This is a genomic window from Legionella donaldsonii, assembly GCF_900452385.1.
Taxonomy (GTDB): Bacteria; Pseudomonadota; Gammaproteobacteria; order Legionellales; family Legionellaceae; genus Tatlockia; species Tatlockia donaldsonii.
On the sequence record NZ_UGOA01000001.1, the window covers coordinates 2,603,769 to 2,624,252 of the forward strand.

The window sequence follows — 20,484 nt, forward strand, 5'->3', positions numbered from 1 at the left end:
CGAAGTACCTGCTATTGAGATGGAGTATGACATTAATAGAAGATTGTGCACAATAACTGTTTTTTAGCTATTGTGACATCCATTATTCCTTAATCACCTCCAGACTAAACCAATAAGGCAATCTGAAGAGAAGATTTTTGCTTGCCATCAACAAAAATAAATTGTTTGAATGAAGCGACTGAAAGAGAAAGGTAGAACAACTACTAATGCGGTATTAATATCCACAACAGAAATTAGTTAAATTCTATGGCGTTTCGCCAGCTTGAGCGTCAAATATCAGCAGCCCACTATCGGTGTACTCAGGGCGCTAAGTATACAATCAACTTCTTCTACCCTCTTTTGGTGGACTAGACAATGCAATGGTCTAAATAAGCGAGGAGAATGATTGATTGGTGTTCGAACAGCAGGTAATTCTGCTAGGGCATCACTGTGACTATCCGCATTAACAACAGGGATTTCTTGTGGACCACCGCCGTGACCATCAGCACTGCCAACAGGGGTTTCTTGAGGAGTAATGCCGTGATTATCAGCACTATCAACAGGGGTTTCCTGAGGGGTAGTGCTAAGGGTGGTTGTAACCTCACTAACCAGTCGGTTAACAGAGGATTGGAGCTGTGTTTCTTCGCTATCTTTTAAAACCTTTTTCAAACTTTGAAATTCCGTATTACCTACTTCATGCAAACGCGCCAAGACTATTTTGGGTGTCTTGTCATATCCAAGCGCCAGATTGCTATGAATATCGTACCATTCCAACCAGAGAGTACGACGTCTATTAACATTTTCCATTCTACTGATTAAATCTTGCTCACTAAGGGCTGCTTTTGACTGATAACTTGCTTCGATCTCTTCACACCGTTTGAATTCATCAATATAAAAATTTCTAACCATTGTTGCCTTTTCATGGTTGCCAAAAGCACTGATCATTCTGGGATTAATTTGAAACTCGGGAATTTCAAACGTGCCACCATAGTAGAGTTGGCGCGCTTTTTGATAAAGATCATTTTTTACCACAATGTATTCAGCAGCAGCTCTCAAAGCAACCAGCACGGTTGGAATTAAAATGAAAGTAAACACCAAATCAGAGAGGCCTAACGGGTTGAGTAGTAGGGCCGTCAAGACAATCGCCGTGACAGCAACAATCATTGGCATTACCATTCTTGCAAATTTAAAGAACGGGTCCTTTTCATATAAACCAATGTCACGGTATTCTTCATAAATGGGACGAAAAGGTGCCAGCAAACTTGCAATAATCGCTTTGTTTTCATTAATTTGATTTGCAAAACGACTGTAGTTATAAAGATCGAGGATAGCGAGAAACGAACTCTCGTTTTGTGTTGCAAAACTGGTAGCCTGAATAAAGGCATGGGCATCTGCCAGCTTGTTGACAAACTCTGTGCCGCCATTGACTACCCTATTATTCCAGAGATAAGACAAGGAGTGCATTAAGACTTGTCCTTGCGTATCACTTGGTATTTTCCATTCTTTACCATTAATGAGAAGCAGCTTTTCAATGATATGGTTGCCAAGCTCTTGCTTATACACTTGAAGCCAATGGTCTAATAACAGCGCTTCCTTATCGTTAAAAGCTTGCATAATTTCTTTGGCAATACGGTTAGCCTGCCTTTGATTGAAATTATGCAGTATCATTTCATTAGGAAGATTTTTAGCAGTTGCCTGTTGTAAATAATAAAAAACCACTTCGGTGACTAGCATTTCTTCTACTTTCGCCGTATTGGGTTCTTTCTTTTGCATTTCAAGGCGGTATCTGGCACGCAATACTGCGATGGCACTTTCTTCATGTGGAGGCAATGGATTGTTAAGCAAGGGGAAAGCTTGAGCCAAAGCATTCGCCCGTTCATCTAGGACAACTATTTTTTGAACAATTTCTTGCTGTCGAATTTCCTCTTTTCTCTGAGCGATTGTTTCACGAAGAGGAGCCATTTCCGGGTTAGCTAGAAAAAGAGCCTTCCAAGCGGCAATAATCTTTCTCTTTTCATCCCGTATCTGCTCCAGAACCGCAGGATTCGTAACGTCTTGTTCATCCTCGAGAAGAGGAGGTATGCTAGTTTGCAGACCCCTTGAAAATTCAGCCTGGGTAAGTAAACGTTTCTGTTCAGTGGTCAATAATTTAAAGTCAGGGTATTCAGCCCTTAATATCTCCCAAATAATTCGCGCGACAACTTTCTTGTAGGCATCCGTTTGCTCTATATCACTCAGCAATCGAGTTTTTTGCGCAACAAAGTTTTGTTTAGCTTGAGCATAGATTGTTTCTGGGGAGGAAAAAAGTACTTGCCACCAGGCTAAAGAAGCACGAATCTCTTCTATCGAAGTTAAGGTATCCTTAACTGCTCTAATAAATTGCAGGCCTGCAGGAGAGCGCTCAAAAGTCTTGCGTTTTCGCCGATTAAGGAGGCCGTAACCAGGTATATACCGATTAGCTATATCCAAAAATTCCATATGTCAGGCCATGTCATAAAATAGAGGTGAATCTTACGCCTCGAAGCTTAACATTTTATTATGTATTCGCGCTACTGAAACAGATAAAAATATTCAATTCAACAAAAATTAAATCAAAAAAATTATTAAAAATACAATAAGTATTTTTATAGTCCACATCCAAAGAATCTAGTCATGCAATTTGGTGCCGTAAACCCGATCACCGGCATCACCCAATCCGGGAAGGATATAGCCTTTTTCATCCAAACATTCGTCAATTGCTGCGGTATAAACCGGAATATCGGGATGTTCCTGGTGAAAAGAAGCAATACCTTCCGGGGCAGCCAATAAACAAAGAAATTTAATTGATTTCGGTTGTACTTCCTTAATTCGGCTGACCGCTGCAATAGCACTATTTCCCGTTGCGAGCATTGGGTCAACCACAATAATATCCCGATCTTTAATATGTTCAGGTAATTTATAGTAATACTCTACTACCATCAAAGTTTTGGGATCGCGATATAAACCAATATGACCAACACGTGCAGAAGGTATTAGTTGTAACATCCCATCTAAAATTGCATTACCAGCACGCAGAATAGAGACAAAGACCAATTTCTTCCCTTGCAAGACTGGCGCCTGCATGGTCGCAAGAGGGGTTTCAATCTCTTCATACTCAATCGGTAAATCACGCGTCACTTCGTAAGCAAGCAGCATACTCACTTCTTGTAGAAGGGTACGAAATTTAACAGTACTGGTATCTTTCTTACGCATGATGGTCAGTTTGTGTTGGATAAGTGGATGGTTTACTACAACCACATGTTGATCAGTCATTATTCTTCCTTTTTAAAAAACAGTGCCATCACTAATGATTTGGATAGGCGGACTACCCTCGCTGCGCCGTAGTTTGGCTATACGCCGCCCTGCTTCCCAAGTTCCCCCCTGTAGGATTTTAGCCAAAGGGAGAGCAACAGCATCCATCTGCAACTGCTGACGAATGGTCGTTGCCAACTCATCCAACAAAGCCACCGTCAGAGCCCGCCATTCCACAATAGCCTCTGCTCCTGCGCTGTGTGGCTTAAGAAATAACGCTTTATTTTTTACCCGCAGTAAGCCCGTATCGATTAGCAAACCACCATTACGGTATTCAGGTAGACCTGTCAGATCATCCAACTGGGTTACCTTTATTCCAGCCCATTCTAGAGGCTCCACCAAAGAATAGGTTAACCATTGAGATAATTTATGGAAAGGTATCAATTCGGAACCCAAGACATCTGTCTTCAGCTTGGGATGGTACCAGACATCTCCTAAGGGGACACCCTCAACTTGTAATCGTGCCGGCCAAACTTCAGCAAAAGCCGTTAATACGGCTTGAAAAATTTGACTCGCTGTAATCGTCTGATTCACTTGTAAGGATGAAATATAAGAATAAAAATTACCCAGACGCCTTTCCTTCCCAAAATAATGGCTCTGTTTGCTAATGACCATTCCTAAGCGATTAAGTAAAGCTACTCGTCCTTCTGCTCCTTCAAGAACATTGGTATTCGTTAGCTGGAAAGCCTTTGTCAAATCGGAATGAGTAAAAGTCAGTAAGCGCTCATAATCAACACGCCAAGGCTGGTTTGGATCGTTACTAAAAACCCCACTCAGGTAAAGGGCTAAACTGGCTATCGCCAATCCTTCCGAACGGTTATATTCATGGCCGGTATCGGAATCAAGATAACGCCAATAGTTACCTGCCCCAGCATCCAGAAAAACACTAATAATGACTAGCTCATAAAAGATTTTACCTTGCTCTTCCTGTGATAACCCGTGCAAGCGAGCAGTCAATGCATTGACCCTGTCAATACCACCCGTTGTAAAATGTCGCCAACGACTATGATAGGGGATTTCCAGGGTAGGATATTGATCATGGATAACGTCTAACACAAAAGCGGCCGTTGCAGACATTTGTTCATTATCCACAGCAAAATGCTCCAATTGCTCTTGGTGTGCCAGACTCAGCATACGCTCGGCTTGTTTACGAATAGTTCGCGGATCTTGCAGCGTTTTTAGCACACTATTCATTGACTTCTCATCACTCATCAAGTCCACGTCCTTTGGGTATGGCAAGTTCGTTAATATCAATAATGCGATCCGGTGAGAAATAGCCAGCTGCCCGTTTAGCATCCATTTCTACTTTGGCATCATTGGGGATTAATTCATCAGGAATCTTCACCCGCTCTACAATCTCTATGCCTGCTCGCTCAAGGGCGGCAAACTTCATATTGGACATGGATACAAAACGATGAATTTTCGTAATACCAAGCCAATGTAAAACATCAGACATTAATTCCTGGAACCGAACATCTTGCACGCCAGCAACACATTCAGTACGTTCAAAATACTTGGCAGCAGTATCACCACCTTCCTGTCTTTTACGAGCATTATAAACGAGAAATTTAGTAACCTCACCTAGCGCACGGCCTTCTTTGCGATTATATACAATGAGTCCTGCCCCCCCTCTTTGCGCTGACTCAACACATAACTCAATACCATGAACCAGATAAGGACGGCAGGTACAAATATCAGAACCAAAAACATCCGAGCCATTACATTCATCATGAATACGGCAAGAAAGTTCAATTTTTGGATCATGAATTGTCGTTACATCACCAAAAAAATAAGCCGTCAAGCCACCAATTGGCGGTAAAAACACATCAAGATCCGTTCTGGTCACCAATTCTGGAAACATCCCCGCTGTATGCTCAAAAAGGGTACGACGTAATTCGGCCTCAGAGACATTAAAACGTTCCGCAACCCCTGGTAAATACCATACTGGTTCAATGGCTGCTTTAGTAACCAGTACATCGCCTGACTCTTGCAGAATTTTACCATCTGGTTTCAGGCGTCCTTTTTGAATAGCATTTTGTAATTCAGGGATATTAATATGTGCTCTTGTGACAGCAATACTCGGTCTAATATCGTAACCAGCCGCTATTTCCTCGGCAAAAACATCCGCGACTACATGTCCCCAAGGATCGAGAGAAACAATTTTTCCCGGTTCATGCCATTGTTTATGAGGACCAATAACGACTGGTGGTGTTGTATCAGTTAAGTCAGGCTTATGCTCCGGATCGAGAACACCCGCAGCAATGGCCAACGCCCGATAGACAGAGTAAGAACCTGAATGAGTACCTACCACATTACGATGTCTAATATTCGTAAGGGAGGCAATAATAGGACCCCGTTCTTTTGGATTCTCCGCCCCCCACTTAATTTTCAGCGGCACAGCGATATGCTCAGAGGGATGAGAAGTTAAAACAATATGACCCTTGGATTTTCTTCCTGACTCATTAATTGTTGACATACTAATCCTTGCAGATAGATAAATGCCTTAGGGGAAAACTACTACAAACCACAGTGTACTTCTTTTAATGATAGTATTTTTTTGTGGTCGCTTGTTAAATTTAAATGCATATAGTATTCCATACCGTCAGCCTACAGGATGGATTTGTCATCAAGGTACAGTCATGGAATTGTTATTTGGAAACTTATCAAAGCACAGGTGTAAACCTTGTTTTAAAACTCGGGGTAAAAAATCATTGTCAAATTGAATACCCTGCCCATCAATGATTACCGTTGTTTGTTGTGCTGCTGCACTGCCAACAGCTTCTTCATCTGTGATTTGAACGGTAGCATGGAGTTTTAAATCTTTAACAATAGTTACCAGCAACATCGGGAGAGGACAGGTTCTAAAATTTTCAGCATCTTCTAAATCTTTCACGAAGCTTTGAGGAAATGAAACGTTCATAATAATAGGATCAGATTCTATCTGGCTTATATCAGCTCTGACTAAACCGGAAAGAAAAGTAATTTGGATAGGAGAAATAGCAATTCTTTTATCAGTTGCGCTAAATTTCGCATTAAACTCTGTTGGCAGCTGATCGGGCTGAATGGCAAATAATTTCTCGATAATCTTAGAATTGACGATCTTGCCGCTGATATCAGAAACCAGGGTATTGTTAGCGTATTTAGCATGGAAAGAAAATTTATTTTGGGCTACAAAAAGCTCTGCATTAATTAATTGCGCTTTATCTACTGTATTAAGCACCGCGCTGACATTGAACCGCTTTCCTTGTAGGTCACCACGAGTTTCGATGAAAATAGAGTATGGTTCTTTCGTCATACGGACTATCTTAATCGTTTTAAAATGCAGTGGTGGTAATAAGTCAGATAAAGAATACACCATATCAACATGGGATAAACGAGCCTTATCGATAAGGATAGACTGGCCATCAGCGCGTTCTTTTTTCTCTTGGGTATTCACGCCAACGGTCTGTTTTTCTTCCTCAGCAATTTTGGGCAAACTCACCAAATTGATAAACCCTTTTTTAATCTCCAGATCATAAATATGAAACTGTTGTTTAAGTAAGGCCAGTAAAGATAAATGCGCAGTTGCTTTCCTAAATGAAATAATAACTTTTCCCTTATAGCGATAAACAAACTGCTCAACATCTATTTTAAAAGAGGGTACAAGATTGACTCGCAAATTAAATTCTGGATTTTTCTCGCTACCCGCCGTACCCTTGCTTGTAAAGGAATAAATCAGATGGGTTGCAAAATAGCTCAGCAAAACATTAAAACTCAACACAAGAATAACAAGAATTAACAAAGCAAGTACTGCTCTTTTACTCCATTCCCATAGTCCGTTTTTCATCTTGCTCTCTATTTGAGTAATAGCCTTCACAACTCTATTATAGTGCTTTTAAATCATACAAAATGATCGTTGATGCTGACATCTGTGAAAAATGATTAAAATACTTTGGCTATTTTCACGGTTTGTTTTGTTTTATTTTTTGCAACGATACCATTTTCCCGATAATCTCTTAGAGGATGCCAGACGAGCTCTTCGTCAGGCCTCTTTTTGAATTCTATTCGTTTTGAGTCAGCAAAGGGAAACATGCATGTGGGTCATTACAAGGATACTCATTTTCGTCAGTTTAGTGACTCTATTAACATCCTGTTCTATCTCTTTGCCCCCACACGCTCAGGTGAAGCATTTGCGAGCCCTCCCTAATATGGAAAAGAGCGTTAAAAAAAATTTAAACGAACAAAAAATTTTTACACAGGGTGATTGGCCAGACAAACAATGGTGGTTAGCCTATCATTCACCCGAATTAAATGCCCTGATCGCCTCAGCATTAGCAACAAATCCCTCTATTCAAGAAATGAGAAGTCGTATTGTTACTGCCAGACAAGAGGCCATTGTAGCTCGCTCGGTGTTATTCCCACTCGTGTTTTTTGATGCAACAGAAAATAGACAATTTTTAAGTAAAAACGGCCTGTACCGTGCTCTGAATCCGAACCTTCCCTTAAGCGTCAATTTGGTTGATCTAACCATGTCCTTCAATTATGAATTTGATTTTTGGGGACAAAATCATAATCTTTTTTATGAAGCAATTGGCAAGGAAAAAGCTCAACGAGCAGAAGCAGCTCAAGTCGAATTAATTGTAACAACAGCCCTTGCCCAAGCCTTTTTTGCTTATCAAACCAATCTCATCAGAAAAGAATTGTATGAACAACTGGTTAGCGTACGACAAAGCATTAACGATTTACAAAATTTAATGCAGCGGAGCGCACTGTCTTCAGCACTGCCTAGCTATCTCGCTGCAGAAAATTTATTCGAAGCCAAACGGCTTCTCAGTACTATTAATGAAGAACTTGCCGTTGATAAACACCTTATCAATGTTCTGGCAGGACGCGGCCCTGATTGCCCATTAATGATCGATAAGAAACTTCCCGCCCTCCCGAAAAAACTTTATATTCCGCAAACACTCTCCATCGATCTAATCGCTCGCAGACCCGATCTGATGGCACAGATTTGGCGCGCCAAAGCCTTCGCTTTTAGAACAGGTGCCGCCATGGCGGAATATTACCCCAACGTCAATATTATTGGTCTCGTTGGTTTAGAAAGTACTCATTGGAAAAAACTGTTTGATCGCTCAAGTGCTACAACCGCATTAAGGCCGGCTATTCACTTACCCATTTTTACAGCAGGCGCTATTCGAGCAAATATCAGAGGAACAAAAGCAGAGTTTGATGCAGCTATTTTTGCTTACAATAATCTCTTGTTACGCAGTACCCAGGAAGTGCTGGACGTGCTGGCCTTTGCAAGATCCGTCTATCAACAGAAGCAAGACCAGGTAGCACTCATCGTTTCTGCCGAAAAACGTTTAGGCTTAACCCAATTACGCCAACAAAAAGGACTAGACAGTCAATTTAGTGATTATGCTCTGCGTGAAGAAGTCATTGAACAAAAATTAATTAACACCACGTTGCTGTATAACCAATATTTAGCGTCAGTTAAACTAACCAAAGTATTGGGCGGCGGCTACTGTCAAACGGAGATCCCTCTGGTGAGAACCGCATGAAAAAAACGACTCCTGCTTATAAATTAACCATTGTTCTTTTATGCATTTTTGTGCTTCTCTTCCTTTATTGGCTTATCGTCTGGCGAACAGAGGAATACACTAACGACGCTTATGTAGAAGGTAACCAGGTCTTTCTTCAACCCCTGCGGGAAGGTTTTGTAACTGGCATTAATACCGATGACAGTTTTCTTGTTAGCAAAGGCCAGCTTCTGGTGCAATTGAATGAAACCGATTCATTAATCGCGCTGGAAAAAGCAAAAAAAAATCTGGCAAGAATTGTGCGTGATATCTGCCAGGCTTTTCATGATGTTTTTACATTAGCTGCAGAAATTGAAATTAGACAAGCGCAATTGTTGAAAGCCCGACAAGATTTCAAGCATCGCTATGCAGTCATTCACGCAAAAGGGGTATCTCTGGAAGATTACCAACATGCCGTAGACGATTTGAAAGCAAGCTTTGCCGCATTAAAAAGCATAAAAAGTCAGTATCAAAGAGCCCTGGCTTTTGTGCAGGGGACTACCATTACCGCGCATCCCCTTGTGCTGGAAGCTGCCCAACAGGTACGTGATACCTGGGTACAACTTTATCGTTGTAAAATCTATGCCCCCGTAGATGGCCTTGTCGCACAACGACGGATTCAGGTAGGGATGAGGGCGTTAAAACGTACGCTGTTACTGAGCATCATCCCTCTTGATCAAATCTGGGTCAATGCAAACTTTAAAGAGACACAAGTTAAGAAAATGCGTATTGGCCAAAAAGCCAGGGTTATTTCCGATCTGTATGGCAGCTCTGTTGTTTTTCATGGAGAAATTGTCGGGTTGCCAGGCGCCGCAGGCAACGCATTCTCGTTGTTACCCCCAGAAAACCTCTCAGGCAACTGGATTAAGATAGTCCAACGTTTACCTGTTCGTATCAAACTTGATGCCAATGAATTAAAAAAACATCCACTTCGTATTGGTTTATCGTTGGAAGTTACCGTTGATGTTTCTGATCAAAGCGGCCTGTTGGTACCGACTTCATCTGAAGGAGCCCCCCATTACGCAACCGATATATTCAAAAAAGAAGAACGAGGTGTTCAGGAATTAATTGCTCATATTATCGCCAATAATTTAGATCCCAAACTAAAAGATTATGCACAGACTCCCCTGGCTCTTAAAGAGGTAGCTCTTGGCGAGGGGCCACCTAAATGATCTTATATGTTTTGATTCTCTCATTAGCAATTGTCATTTTTAACCTTACTTTACCAATGATGGCAGGGCTTTATATCGTCAGTGATCTTGGGGGCAATGCTTATTTAGCGCCTTATGGAGTCAGCTTTTTTTGTCTCGGTAACGTATTGGGCGTCCCGTTGGGAAAACCCTGGGTTACGCGTTTGAGTGCGATGCATCTCTATGTCCTGTGTTTATGCCTCATGATCGTCTTTTCTTGGCAATGCGTTATTGCCAGTAATTATTTTAATTTCATTTTGTTTCGTTTTTTGGAAGGTTTTGCATCTGGACCACTGTTTCTCTTAATTACTATGTCTCTGATCCCTCTCCTGGCTCCAGAAAAAAAAACTGAATTTGTTATGCCACTCGTTTTAACCTGTTTTGCTATTACCCCGGTACTTGGTGCTTGTTGGGGTGGCTGGGTCGCATTTAACTATCATTGGCAAGCCTTGTTTGTACCCAATATTCCTATCTGCCTTTTTTTAATTGTCTATGTTGGTTATGGCTTTAGAAAATTTCATAGGCCGCCGGAGAAAGTGCTTTTTGATAAGGTGGGTTATTTCTTTTATAGCACTAGTTTATTTTTTATTGGTACAGCCTTAATTCTCGGGCAAGAGCTCGATTGGTTTCGCTCGTCATTAATTACTTTTATGCTCATCGCAGGCGGAATTGGTTTTCTTTATTTTATTCTACGTAGTCTTTCGTTCCCTCATCCTATCGTTGAGTTCAGGCTATTCAAACACCTCTATTTTTGCTTTGCTTTATTAAATGTTGCCCTCCTTTTTTCGGCCTATTTTGGTATGGTCATTCTCTTATCCCTATGGTTGAAACTCTACGTCAATTATACCCCGGACTGGATTATTTTATTGATAGGTACTATGGCTCTTGGTGCATGGATCCCAATATTTTTAAATTACAAACGCTTTGATGCCCGGATTCCGCTGGCAACAGCTTTACTTTTTTTTGCTATTTCCTGTTTTTATACAGCGACGTTTAATGTAGAGATTAATTTTGGCAGAATTGCCGTTTCGCGGCTTTTGGCAGGACTTGGACTCGCCCTTTTTTTACCACCGCTTTTCCGCATGTCTGTAACTATCTATCCTCAAGCTCAGGCCACAGAACGGATCAACGTGTTTCATATTGTACGTCTGCTTGGCAGTGCCTTGGGTGCTAGCTTATATGTGATTTTATGGCAACGTCGACAAGTATTTTATCATGAACGCTTAGGCAGCCTGCTAACTCCCCTGGCCCCACCTACCCAACAATTTTTTGAACGGGCAGAACACTTTCATCTGTCAGGGGAGAAAGCCTTGGCAAAATTAAATGCCCTCCTCGATCGTCAGGCTACTGCTTTAGCCCTAGACGACTGTTTTTATTTAATGGGATGGATGATGGTTATTTTACTTCTGCTTGTCATTCTTTCTTTTGTATTTCGTCCCTACCTTCCTTTTGCAAAAGAGAGAAAACGGGAAGAAAACCCTTCTCTTGGGGCCACGGACACCTCACCCGTTTAACTGCTGATAGCCTGATTTTCGAACATCGCAGCCTACATACGAGTAGGTGAGCAGCGAAGCACAGAAAATCAGGTTATAAGTGCCAAGATAGTTGAAAGCTCAACTGCCTCTAATCGATGGCTGGACCTGCGACAATGATATCAATCACCGGCTCACCGCAGTTTTTGGCAATTTCGGTACGCATTATTGAGTGAAGACGGATAATTTCGTGCCAATCGTTACCTTTGGGAGAGACGGGTTTGCCAACAACCACTTTGATCTTTCCTGGTTTGGCCAGTAAATTATTGCCACGTAAAATTGCGCGTGTTCCCTGCAAGGAAACTGGACACAGGGGTGTCGTTGTTTCAGCTGCAATGATAAAGGCACCTAATTTAAAAGGACGCAATCCGGTAGCGTAGGTAAACGTTCCTTCAGGAAAAATAACAATGGATTGTCCCTGTTGCAGTTCTGCTTCAATCAGGCTTTTATTTTCCAAACTCTTGGTAAAATCCATTCGATCAACCGTTGGATAATTCAATTTTTTAATAAAACTATTAATGATAGGTACACTTAATAATTCTTTTTTCGCGACGATTGCAATATTTGTCGGCAAAACCGCCACCAACGCAAGCGCATCGACATAGCTGGCATGATTAGCAATATAAATCACCGAACCCAGATCGTTTAAGTTGTTTTTTCCTTCGACAGTGACAGGACAGAAAGTGAGTCTAAAAAAGAGACGAGCAAAAAAATGTACCATTTTAGCGGTATTTTGAGATGAAAAAAGCAGCGAAAGAAACCACATAATGGGCAAAAGAATGACTAGCAAGATAGCTACGTAAAGGCTGTATACTAATCGTCCCAAATAACAAATCCAGCTATAAATTTTTTTACCTACACTAATGCAAGCTAATTTTATCAATTGCAACTTGACTGGCAATTGCTGCTTGCTTAATTTGCCCTCGATATAAGCCTGCTTACAGGCAGAGCGCTGTAGTTTTCCACTTGAGGTTTTGGGGACAGTTCTTGGTGGAACCAAAATGACTATATCAGGCGGTATACCTAATTCCATCGCCATTTTTTCAATAATTTCCGCGCGAATAGCTTGTTGTTTTGCTTTTACCAACTCATAAATTTCAGCAACTACTACCAGTTTTTCAGTCCCTGTACTTGAGTCACTTATACCAAAAGCTACAGTACATCCTTTGCGAATACTGCTTATCTGATTGAGTATTTCCTCGATCTCTTCCGGATAAATATTACGGCCTGCTTTAATAATTAAGTCTTTTTTACGTCCAGTGATAAACAGTTCTTTATCAGCCAAATAACCTAAATCTCCCGTATCCCACCAGCCATCCCTGAACGCTTTTTGCGTCGCTTGCGGATTATTATAATAACCCTGCATGGCAGAAGGGCCTTTGAATTGTATATTTCCCACTATCCTTTCAGGTAATTCAGCACTTTTATCATCTACGATACGGATGTCATGGTCGGCCAAAACCTCCCCACATCCCACGTATTCGACCGTTTCCTCCCCTTGCGATGCCGGAATTGCCTTATTGTCTTTTTCAAACCATTCACGTTGAATTTTATCGATTCGTGGCACTCGCTTTTTGCCAGGAAACGTTAAACCTACTGTGGCTTCTGCTAAACCATAGACAGGAGCAAAAGACTCAAGCTTAAAACCATAGGGAGAAAATTTCTTGGCGAAACGCTCAAGAGTTTTGGGATTGATTGCTTCCGCACCATTAAAAGCGTACTGCCATGAGCTCAGATCCAAGCCTTCAATTTCATTTGGATTGATCTTTTTAAAGCATAATTCATAGGCAAAATTAGGGCCTCCAGATATTGTTGCGCGATGATAATGTATTGCCCATAACCAGCGCTCTGGACGGGTCAAAAAGGTAAGGGGGGAGAGAATGGTGACGGGAATACCAAAATAAAGACTACCCAGCCAACTCATCAACCCCATATCATGATAAAGAGGCAACCAACTCACGCTGACATCGGTTGGCTTGATGCCAATGGCTTTCTCTATGGCTCGAATATTTGCCAACATGTTTCTATGAGTTAAAGTGACCCCTTTCGGCTCCCCCGTACTACCTGACGTATATTGAATTAAAGTAATATCATCTTGCTCTATAGCAACAGTGGGTAACTTACCAGTCGATGTTTGTAAATTTTTTACGGTAAGGGCTTTGGTTAAACTGGGTACGAAGGTTTGCAACATGTTGCTGAGAGTTTCCGCGGCAGTAAAAGTCACTAATAAACGAGCTTGTGCGTTACGTAGAATTCCTGCCTCACGTTTTGCATACTCTTCAATACGATCTGCACGAAAAGGCGGGTAGATAGGAACAGGGATGGCGCCTGCCAGTAAAACACCACAAAACGTATAAAAAAATGCATCACTGGTAGGTAACATAATCGCGACGGTTTCACCCGGTTGAATACCGCGTTGGCATAAACCCCTGGCGACGTTCTCAGCCTCCTTAACCAATTGGCCATATTGAATGATTTGCTCGTTGCCATGCTCATCTTGTAAATAAATATGCGGGCGTTTGGGTTCTTTTTCCGCATAGGTATAAAGCACCTCATAAAGTGATGAAGTGGTAGTCAAGTCAAGGGGTTTTGATTCAAGTACAGGTGAAAATTGCTGATTTTTAGTTCGCAATAAAGTATTAACACTGCCCTCTTTAACCATTTTGATTAAATCACGAAGTGTCACTGCCTCCACCATTGCATTGTCAGGTAAATGAACAAAAAAGGCTTGTTCTATACGATGGAAAAGTTCTACTTTCCCCAGGCTGTCAATACCTAACTCGCGCTCTAAAGAAGCATCCAACGTAATAGCCTGTAATGCACGATCGGCCTGGAGCTCACTCAAGAACCCGCGAGTAATAGTCAATAATTGCAGCTCAATTCCCTTATTTGCATTCATGAAATTTACCAGCGCCCTTAGCTACCCTTAAAACTCTCTATTTTTCAGATAATAATCCACGTCAAAGAGATTTTGCCCTTTGTTTGAGTATAGTTGACTACTATTCATTTCATTATCAAAGAGTCACGACAGGGTCTAAAATAGAAATAGAGCCAAGTACCAGTTATTCCATCTGGTTAAAATAAAAGAATAGGGAAGACGCATCATGATATACAAAAAGATTATGGTGGCCATTGATGGCAGCGATTCCTCCACGCTAGCCTTGCAGGAAGCAATTAAACTAGCTGCTCACGCCAAAGCTCAGCTGCGCCTTGTTCATGTAATTGATGAGAATATCGTTAATTACACAGAGGGTTATATTGATTTTGACACCTTAGCTGCAGCTTACAAACGGCAAGGACAAAAAATTCTAGATCAGGCCAACGCTTTAGTGCGTAAGGCCAAGATCAAATGTGATAATTGCCTCATCGAACTAAAGCTTGAGGGACGCCTTGCAGAGAAAATTGTAGCAGAGGCTGAGCGTTGGCCTGCTGACTTGCTTGTTATTGGGACTCATGGTCGTCGTGGCTTTAGTCATTTATTTTTAGGTAGTGTCGCAGAAAGTGTGATTCGTATTGCCGCCTCGCCTGTTTTACTTATCCGCAGTCAATAAGATCCTTGGCTGCAGACGCCCATGAACTTATCAAGACCTAAAGGATTAAAACCATTCGTTAGCGAATTACAAGCTAAACGTCCAAACCGGTGCGATGGCTCTACCACTATCAAACATGATCTCTTATCTTAAAGACCGACTGGCTAGAATAAAACTATTATTTTGTCGATACTAAAGCAGGATTTTCTTCATGGTTGATTCATGAAGAAGAGGATCATCCCTTGCAACCCCCTCTATTCGGATTATACTCATTGACTCATTTTTAATTAATGGAAAAACAATGTTACGGAAAACCATCTTTGCTTTTATTTTATTGCCTTTATCATGCTGGAGCGCAGGGTTTTATGCAGGTGCTGGTGCTGGACCCGATATCATCGATTTTAAAGAATATGCCTTTGTTAAATCCCAAAATACGCCCCCCAATTTTGATGTCTTGGATAAAACCCATAAAACTGGCAAAGGGGTTTTTGGCTCCTTATTTGCAGGCCATGCCTGGCAGCATGGACGCTGGTATATAGCGGCTGAAGCCAATATTAACGTCAGTACGGTTGAATTTGATTCTGCAAATAATGAATATGTTAATAGCAATATTACTGATACAACCTTTGAAATGCCCTATAGCTATGGTTTAAGTGGCTTACCGGGATTCTTCATTGGCGAGAGCATTCTCTTTTATGGCCGTGTGGGTTACACCAATGGGCGCTTTAAAATTACAACCAGAGATAATTCTTTGGCCAGTATTCGTAGAAATCTGGGTGGTTTTCGTGCCGGCTTAGGAATGAACCAAAAAATTAATGAACACCTCGCGGTAAGAATGGAGTACTCGTACCTTCGCTATAAAAAGTTAACATTTGCTGTACTTGATAATGAGACATTAAAAACAACGACCATTACTCCTACAGGGAATCAAGTCGAATTCGGTTTAATCTATAATTTTGGTTAGCGAAACAACTTACAAATCACCCAGTTTGAACTGGGTGATGTCCATCACTGGAGATGTTCCATAAAAGCAGCACAAGGCATTGCGAAACAAAGCGGCACGTCTGGGCAATCCCTGTCTGCAATAGGTAGCGACCTGTTCATACACAGCCTGCTTAAAAACATGGGTATCTGCTTCATCACCATTAAGATTATCGATACTGACTCGAAAGCGGTGCCCTGCTGCAACAGAAAGTATCCATTCCATCGCCTGAGGCTTTACCTCCACCGATTGAAATAGTGCTTGCTGTTCTGCTGTGCGCCCATCCGGCAAATACCAATAACCGAAATCAACCTGCTTTCTACGCGCTTTGCCAGCAATAAACCAATGCGCACATTCATGCAGAGCACTGCTAAAAAAACCATGCGCAAAAAAAATAGCATGGTAAGAACGTTGCTCATCAGCTGGCAGATAAATAGGCTCTTCATCACCTTTAACCAGTTGGGTATTATATTTTTCCGAAAAACAAGTATTAAAAATGGTAATTAAATCTTGATAATGATGCACTTTACTATTCATAGAGGTGAAATCGGCCTTTTTAATGCTATTGGGTTCTACTAGAAAAGAAGCCTTCATGTCAACCATGAATTGTTATTGGCAAAAAAAACATTATAATGCCGTTTCGTTCATTATTACGATGAAAATAACATGGCATCAGTATTAGAATTGGCATTAAGCTATTTTGGAAGAACACAACCCGTTTCTACACCCATTCCTAGTCTAGCAATTGATAATCCGCTTAATCAGCAACAAATAGCTTCAATACAGTATTTTACTATTGGAGAACAGGCACAAGCATCGGACGGTGTGCTTGCAGTTCATCGAGTTCAGTCTTTTGATCTAAATAAACATGCCAACTTCATTAAAGGGTGCACCACGTTATTGCAACACAAATCAAAAGCACTCAAGGAACTTGATCAAACCATTATGGCTAGTATTGTTCTTGGTGTAGTCGCCTCCAGTTTGTCCTTTCTTCCTCTAGTTGGCTATTTAAGTTGGGCAGGCTGGGGCTCAGCAATGTACCACTTAAGCCAACGCTCTCTTGCCTATGCTGAATATCAAGAAGCATTAAAACTTACAGTAGCTTGCTGCAATTGGAGTCTCGGCCCACAAGAAGAGCGCGTAGATACTAAAGAAGCGTTACAAACCAGTCCCATCATTCGTAATATGATGGCTACTCTTTACCCGGTTCTTACAGGTATACAAATAAGACACTTGGTTGCAAATGATATTGAAGAAGGCTACATCTTGGAACTCAACCAACATGAGAGTAGTTATAAAGTACCTTCTCTAACCGTATTTTCCCCCTCCCGCGAAGCATCCTCTTCTCGTGAGGAAAACATCGCTTTAAGTAAAAAAAGCGCTGAATTTAATCGCTGTATATATGGTTTTAACAAAGGTTCAGCAATGGATTTCGTCGATGCTTTTGTGTCGTTCCTGCCTGATTTATATAACCTGGCTTGCTATGGTTGCAAACAAGCTCAACGCAAGTGGCAAGAATATACTGCTACTCCCAGCAGTTCAGAGAGTTCAGCTAGGGTCTAATGATCAAAGGAGAGACACCTTCTGCTAGAAGGTGTCTTCTGGTCTTTCAAGACATCATCAAATTAATTCTCAAAACCGAAAAATTCCACCTGCCTTCTTAAACAGCTGCTATCTTTTAATTAGGCCTACTCCGTTAGGAAAATGGATGAGAATCTCGGTTTTGCATCATACAGGACTCTTGTTGCTTAGCTTGGTAACTCACGCAGTCTCGGCGCAAACGACCTTGATTAGCAATTACAGCCAACTGGTCACAGCCTTGGAGCGTGGTGATGATGTTAAGGCTATTCTCCATTTTGATAAATGCCATCTCGATCCCAATTCAGCTGCCGCCCACATTCTTCCTAAATTAAAAGGAGCCAGTACTCGATTTAATTTTAATGAGTACACTCACTATAAATTACAAATAGATGATCAAGAAAAGGATATTATTGTCACCTCAATCACTATGCTGATAGAGCACCCCCATGGCGAGTTTTGGAACAATTATGCTCGCCTGCGTATATTTGAAGACAATTCAGCAGAACTCCATATCGCCTATTACGATCCGCTCACCGATGAAAAACAGTTGGGTATGGATTGGAGTTGCCATTTAAGTAATGGGAAAGATGGGAACGGGATTATGATATTTGACGCGAGCAATTAATCGAGTCATCGACAATTCTTGTGTTTTACCCTGATATCCATTATGTTTTTTTAAATTAGAATTTTTAGGGATAAAAATATGAAATTGAGTTCTTTTAACCGACTGAAAAAAATATTTTTTTGTTTATTGGTGCTGAACTGTTATCTTGGTAATGCTTATTCTGGCCAATCCCAAAAACCAATTAGTTGCCAACAAGAGTACGCTCTCTGTACCTCGGCCGCTTGTGTACCAGATCCAAGACACCCGCGTTATGCACTTTGCACCTGCGTTGTTAAAAAGGACATTAGCCTGGGATTTACTTCTTGTGATAAACGAGAGCCAAAAATTAATAAATACAAAATTAAACGTATTCGCTCTTCCTTTTCCTTTGCTCAATTTGATCAAAAGAAAGGCATGATGTGCCCTGAAGGCTCACCATGGACTGATTGCCTTGACTCTCCTTGTACCGTCAGCCCCAGAAACCCCAGTCAAGCTATCTGTAGTTGTAAAATCCATCATAAAAAACCATTCTTCACTTTGGGTGGCGATTGCAATACTTCCAGTTGTGCAACAGGATATTGGTCAGGCACTACCAAGGCGAATAGTACTCTCCTGAGAAATACCTTATTGGAAAAACTTAATATGAATAAAGATCCCTGGCCCTATGCAGCCTGTCCCAGTACGACTACCAAAAATTAAGTAATGGGTTCAACCCATTACTTAATTACTTACAATCAACACGATGGATTGTTAAGTAATAATCAAGTTGCCATCAATTCATGCAACCTATACCATACTGGTTTTGATAGCTCCTTTATTGAAACCGCTTATGCACAAGCTTCCTGTAAACCAGACTAGTTTAAAAATACCTGTACATCCCTTACTGACTGCTTATGTAGAAAGTATTACGCTTGAAACAGCCAAAGATACTCTCTCTGCCTCTCCCTACAAAGTCTTACCCGATTTATTTGCTGTAATGGGTTTTCAATACCATGGATCACTTTTTTTGCTCATGGATGGCAAAAAAACCTTACTTAAACGCTGCGGTATCAGTGGTCTACAGACAAGTTTTAAAGAATTCCAGCCAGAACATGAACAAACAACAACCTTATTAATCAAATTTTATCCTTGGGCAATCCCTTTATTGCTCAAAGAATCGGCTTATCATTTGCATGATCAAGCCATTGGCTTAGCGGAACTTATTGGTTATAACAACATGGATTTACTGGAAGAAGAATTACTAAATGCACAGAATACGTCGGATTTAGCAGACATCATGCAGACCTTTCTCATCCAGTTACATTCAGCCAACACTAAGAAATCACCAAAAACAGCCGTTATTTCGCTGGCCAAAGAAATAATGGCCAATCCGCTAATCAATTCTGTAAACAACTTAGCGACATACTACGGTTATAGTACTCGAACGCTGGAGCGTCATTTTAAGGAAATGATTGGCATAAGCCCCAAAAAATTTTTGCAGGTTAAACGCTTTCAGCAAACTTTCAAGCAATTACAAACTGGTTTGCCGCTTAGTAACATTTTTACTAATGACTATTATTACGATCAATCTCACTTTATTCATGAATTCAAACAATTTTCCGGCTGCACGCCAGGCGAAATTCTCTGTTACTGATTTGTCGTGTTCTTCCAATACATTCTCTTAGACCTCTTCTAAACTGGTTTTGTTATTTATTACCTGGAGAATGAAATGAAACCATCAACTGAGGCAATCGCTTTTATTAAACAATCTCTCGAGGGTTGTTTTAATAACACCATAATTTTCGCTGAACATGTTAAAACGCTCGCTGAAATGGGAGTCATTCGCTATGAGGTCGACTTGCAAGCCAATCGCATACACTATTATTTCAACGATAAAACCACTCACATGGAAGAAATAGCTCTTAACCAGGCACCAATGAGCAATCATTTTGATAAAGAATCAGTACAAAAAACCATCTCTGCTATTCAGCAACAAATGATTGATTATCCAACTTTCCTTAAGCGTATTGTGGCCGCAGGAACTCAACAGTATATCGTTGATATTATTGCACAACAGGTTATTTACCTAGGCAAAGAAGAACAACTGATTGAGGATTTTCCAAAAATAGAAAAAAAGCAGTCGATTCATTGTGAATAACGTTCAAATGATAATGCAGGTTCTCCCTGCATTTTACTCGCCGATTGAGTAATGACTAATA

General features: G+C 41.0%; 17 protein-coding genes. 10 read left to right on the forward strand and 7 right to left on the reverse strand.

The features are described 5' to 3' along the window. Window positions 1-276 precede the first annotated feature (276 nt). The 5 genes from DYC89_RS11790 to DYC89_RS11810 form a co-directional block, all read right to left on the reverse strand. Window positions 277-2,457, reverse strand: coding sequence for a hypothetical protein (locus DYC89_RS11790; protein ID WP_115221958.1), 2,181 nt, complete (start codon window positions 2,455-2,457; stop codon window positions 277-279). A 168-nt stretch (window positions 2,458-2,625) separates the two neighbouring features. Next, window positions 2,626-3,270, reverse strand: coding sequence for a uracil phosphoribosyltransferase (upp, locus tag DYC89_RS11795; protein WP_058447079.1), 645 nt, complete (start codon window positions 3,268-3,270; stop codon window positions 2,626-2,628). Between the two features lie 12 nt (window positions 3,271-3,282). Next, entirely contained in the window at window positions 3,283-4,524 is a 1,242-nt protein-coding gene (locus tag DYC89_RS11800) for a URC4/urg3 family protein (protein WP_181879388.1), read from the reverse strand. After that, entirely contained in the window at window positions 4,514-5,785 is a 1,272-nt protein-coding gene (locus DYC89_RS11805) for a GTP cyclohydrolase II (RefSeq protein ID WP_115221960.1), read from the reverse strand. Before DYC89_RS11805 ends, DYC89_RS11800 begins: the two co-directional genes overlap by 11 nt. 150 nt (window positions 5,786-5,935) lie before the next feature. Then, the gene (locus tag DYC89_RS11810; protein ID WP_115221961.1) at window positions 5,936-7,135 is read right to left on the reverse strand and encodes a hypothetical protein; all 1,200 of its coding nucleotides are present in this window, start codon (window positions 7,133-7,135) and stop codon (window positions 5,936-5,938) included. Window positions 7,136-7,382: 247 nt separating this feature from the next. On the opposite strand from DYC89_RS11810, the gene DYC89_RS11815 reads away from it, so the two are divergent. The 3 genes from DYC89_RS11815 to DYC89_RS11825 are packed head-to-tail and all read left to right on the forward strand — an operon-like array spanning window position 7,383 to window position 11,571. Then, window positions 7,383-8,849 (forward strand): efflux transporter outer membrane subunit, encoded by a 1,467-nt coding sequence (locus DYC89_RS11815; RefSeq protein ID WP_115221962.1) that lies wholly within the window; start codon window positions 7,383-7,385, stop codon window positions 8,847-8,849. Continuing rightward, window positions 8,846-10,039 (forward strand): HlyD family secretion protein, encoded by a 1,194-nt coding sequence (locus DYC89_RS11820; protein WP_115221963.1) that lies wholly within the window; start codon window positions 8,846-8,848, stop codon window positions 10,037-10,039. Before DYC89_RS11815 ends, DYC89_RS11820 begins: the two co-directional genes overlap by 4 nt. Continuing rightward, entirely contained in the window at window positions 10,036-11,571 is a 1,536-nt protein-coding gene (locus tag DYC89_RS11825) for an MFS transporter (RefSeq protein ID WP_115221964.1), read from the forward strand. The genes DYC89_RS11820 and DYC89_RS11825 overlap by 4 nt, the downstream gene beginning before the upstream one ends. 109 nt (window positions 11,572-11,680) lie before the next feature. On the opposite strand, the gene DYC89_RS11830 is transcribed toward DYC89_RS11825, so the two are convergent. Further along, a complete protein-coding gene (locus DYC89_RS11830; protein WP_115221965.1) occupies window positions 11,681-14,488 on the reverse strand; it encodes an AMP-binding protein in 2,808 nt (935 codons plus the stop codon). A 205-nt stretch (window positions 14,489-14,693) separates the two neighbouring features. On the opposite strand from DYC89_RS11830, the gene DYC89_RS11835 reads away from it, so the two are divergent. Beyond that, entirely contained in the window at window positions 14,694-15,140 is a 447-nt protein-coding gene (locus DYC89_RS11835; protein WP_181879389.1) for a universal stress protein, read from the forward strand. A gap of 280 nt (window positions 15,141-15,420) precedes the next feature. Then, complete coding sequence (locus DYC89_RS11840) at window positions 15,421-16,083, forward strand: outer membrane protein (protein WP_115221966.1); 663 nt, start codon at window positions 15,421-15,423, stop codon at window positions 16,081-16,083. Window positions 16,084-16,092: 9 nt separating this feature from the next. Here the strand turns inward: DYC89_RS11840 and DYC89_RS11845 are convergent, their stop codons facing one another. Continuing rightward, window positions 16,093-16,626: an elongation factor P hydroxylase gene (locus DYC89_RS11845; protein ID WP_281271388.1), complete on the reverse strand. Its 534-nt coding sequence runs from the start codon at window positions 16,624-16,626 to the stop codon at window positions 16,093-16,095. Between the two features lie 141 nt (window positions 16,627-16,767). On the opposite strand from DYC89_RS11845, the gene DYC89_RS11850 reads away from it, so the two are divergent. The 5 genes from DYC89_RS11850 (at window position 16,768) to DYC89_RS11870 (ending at window position 20,423) form a co-directional block, all read left to right on the forward strand. Next, a complete protein-coding gene (locus DYC89_RS11850) occupies window positions 16,768-17,664 on the forward strand; it encodes a hypothetical protein (RefSeq protein ID WP_115221967.1) in 897 nt (298 codons plus the stop codon). Window positions 17,665-17,809: 145 nt separating this feature from the next. Beyond that, entirely contained in the window at window positions 17,810-18,307 is a 498-nt protein-coding gene (locus DYC89_RS11855; RefSeq protein WP_115221968.1) for a hypothetical protein, read from the forward strand. A 78-nt stretch (window positions 18,308-18,385) separates the two neighbouring features. Then, the gene (locus tag DYC89_RS11860) at window positions 18,386-18,985 is read left to right on the forward strand and encodes a hypothetical protein (RefSeq protein ID WP_115221969.1); all 600 of its coding nucleotides are present in this window, start codon (window positions 18,386-18,388) and stop codon (window positions 18,983-18,985) included. A 130-nt stretch (window positions 18,986-19,115) separates the two neighbouring features. Further along, a complete protein-coding gene (locus DYC89_RS11865; RefSeq protein WP_147285505.1) occupies window positions 19,116-19,919 on the forward strand; it encodes a helix-turn-helix domain-containing protein in 804 nt (267 codons plus the stop codon). 75 nt (window positions 19,920-19,994) lie between these two features. Beyond that, entirely contained in the window at window positions 19,995-20,423 is a 429-nt protein-coding gene (locus DYC89_RS11870; protein ID WP_115221971.1) for a DUF1398 family protein, read from the forward strand. The last annotated feature ends 61 nt before the right edge of the window (window positions 20,424-20,484 follow it).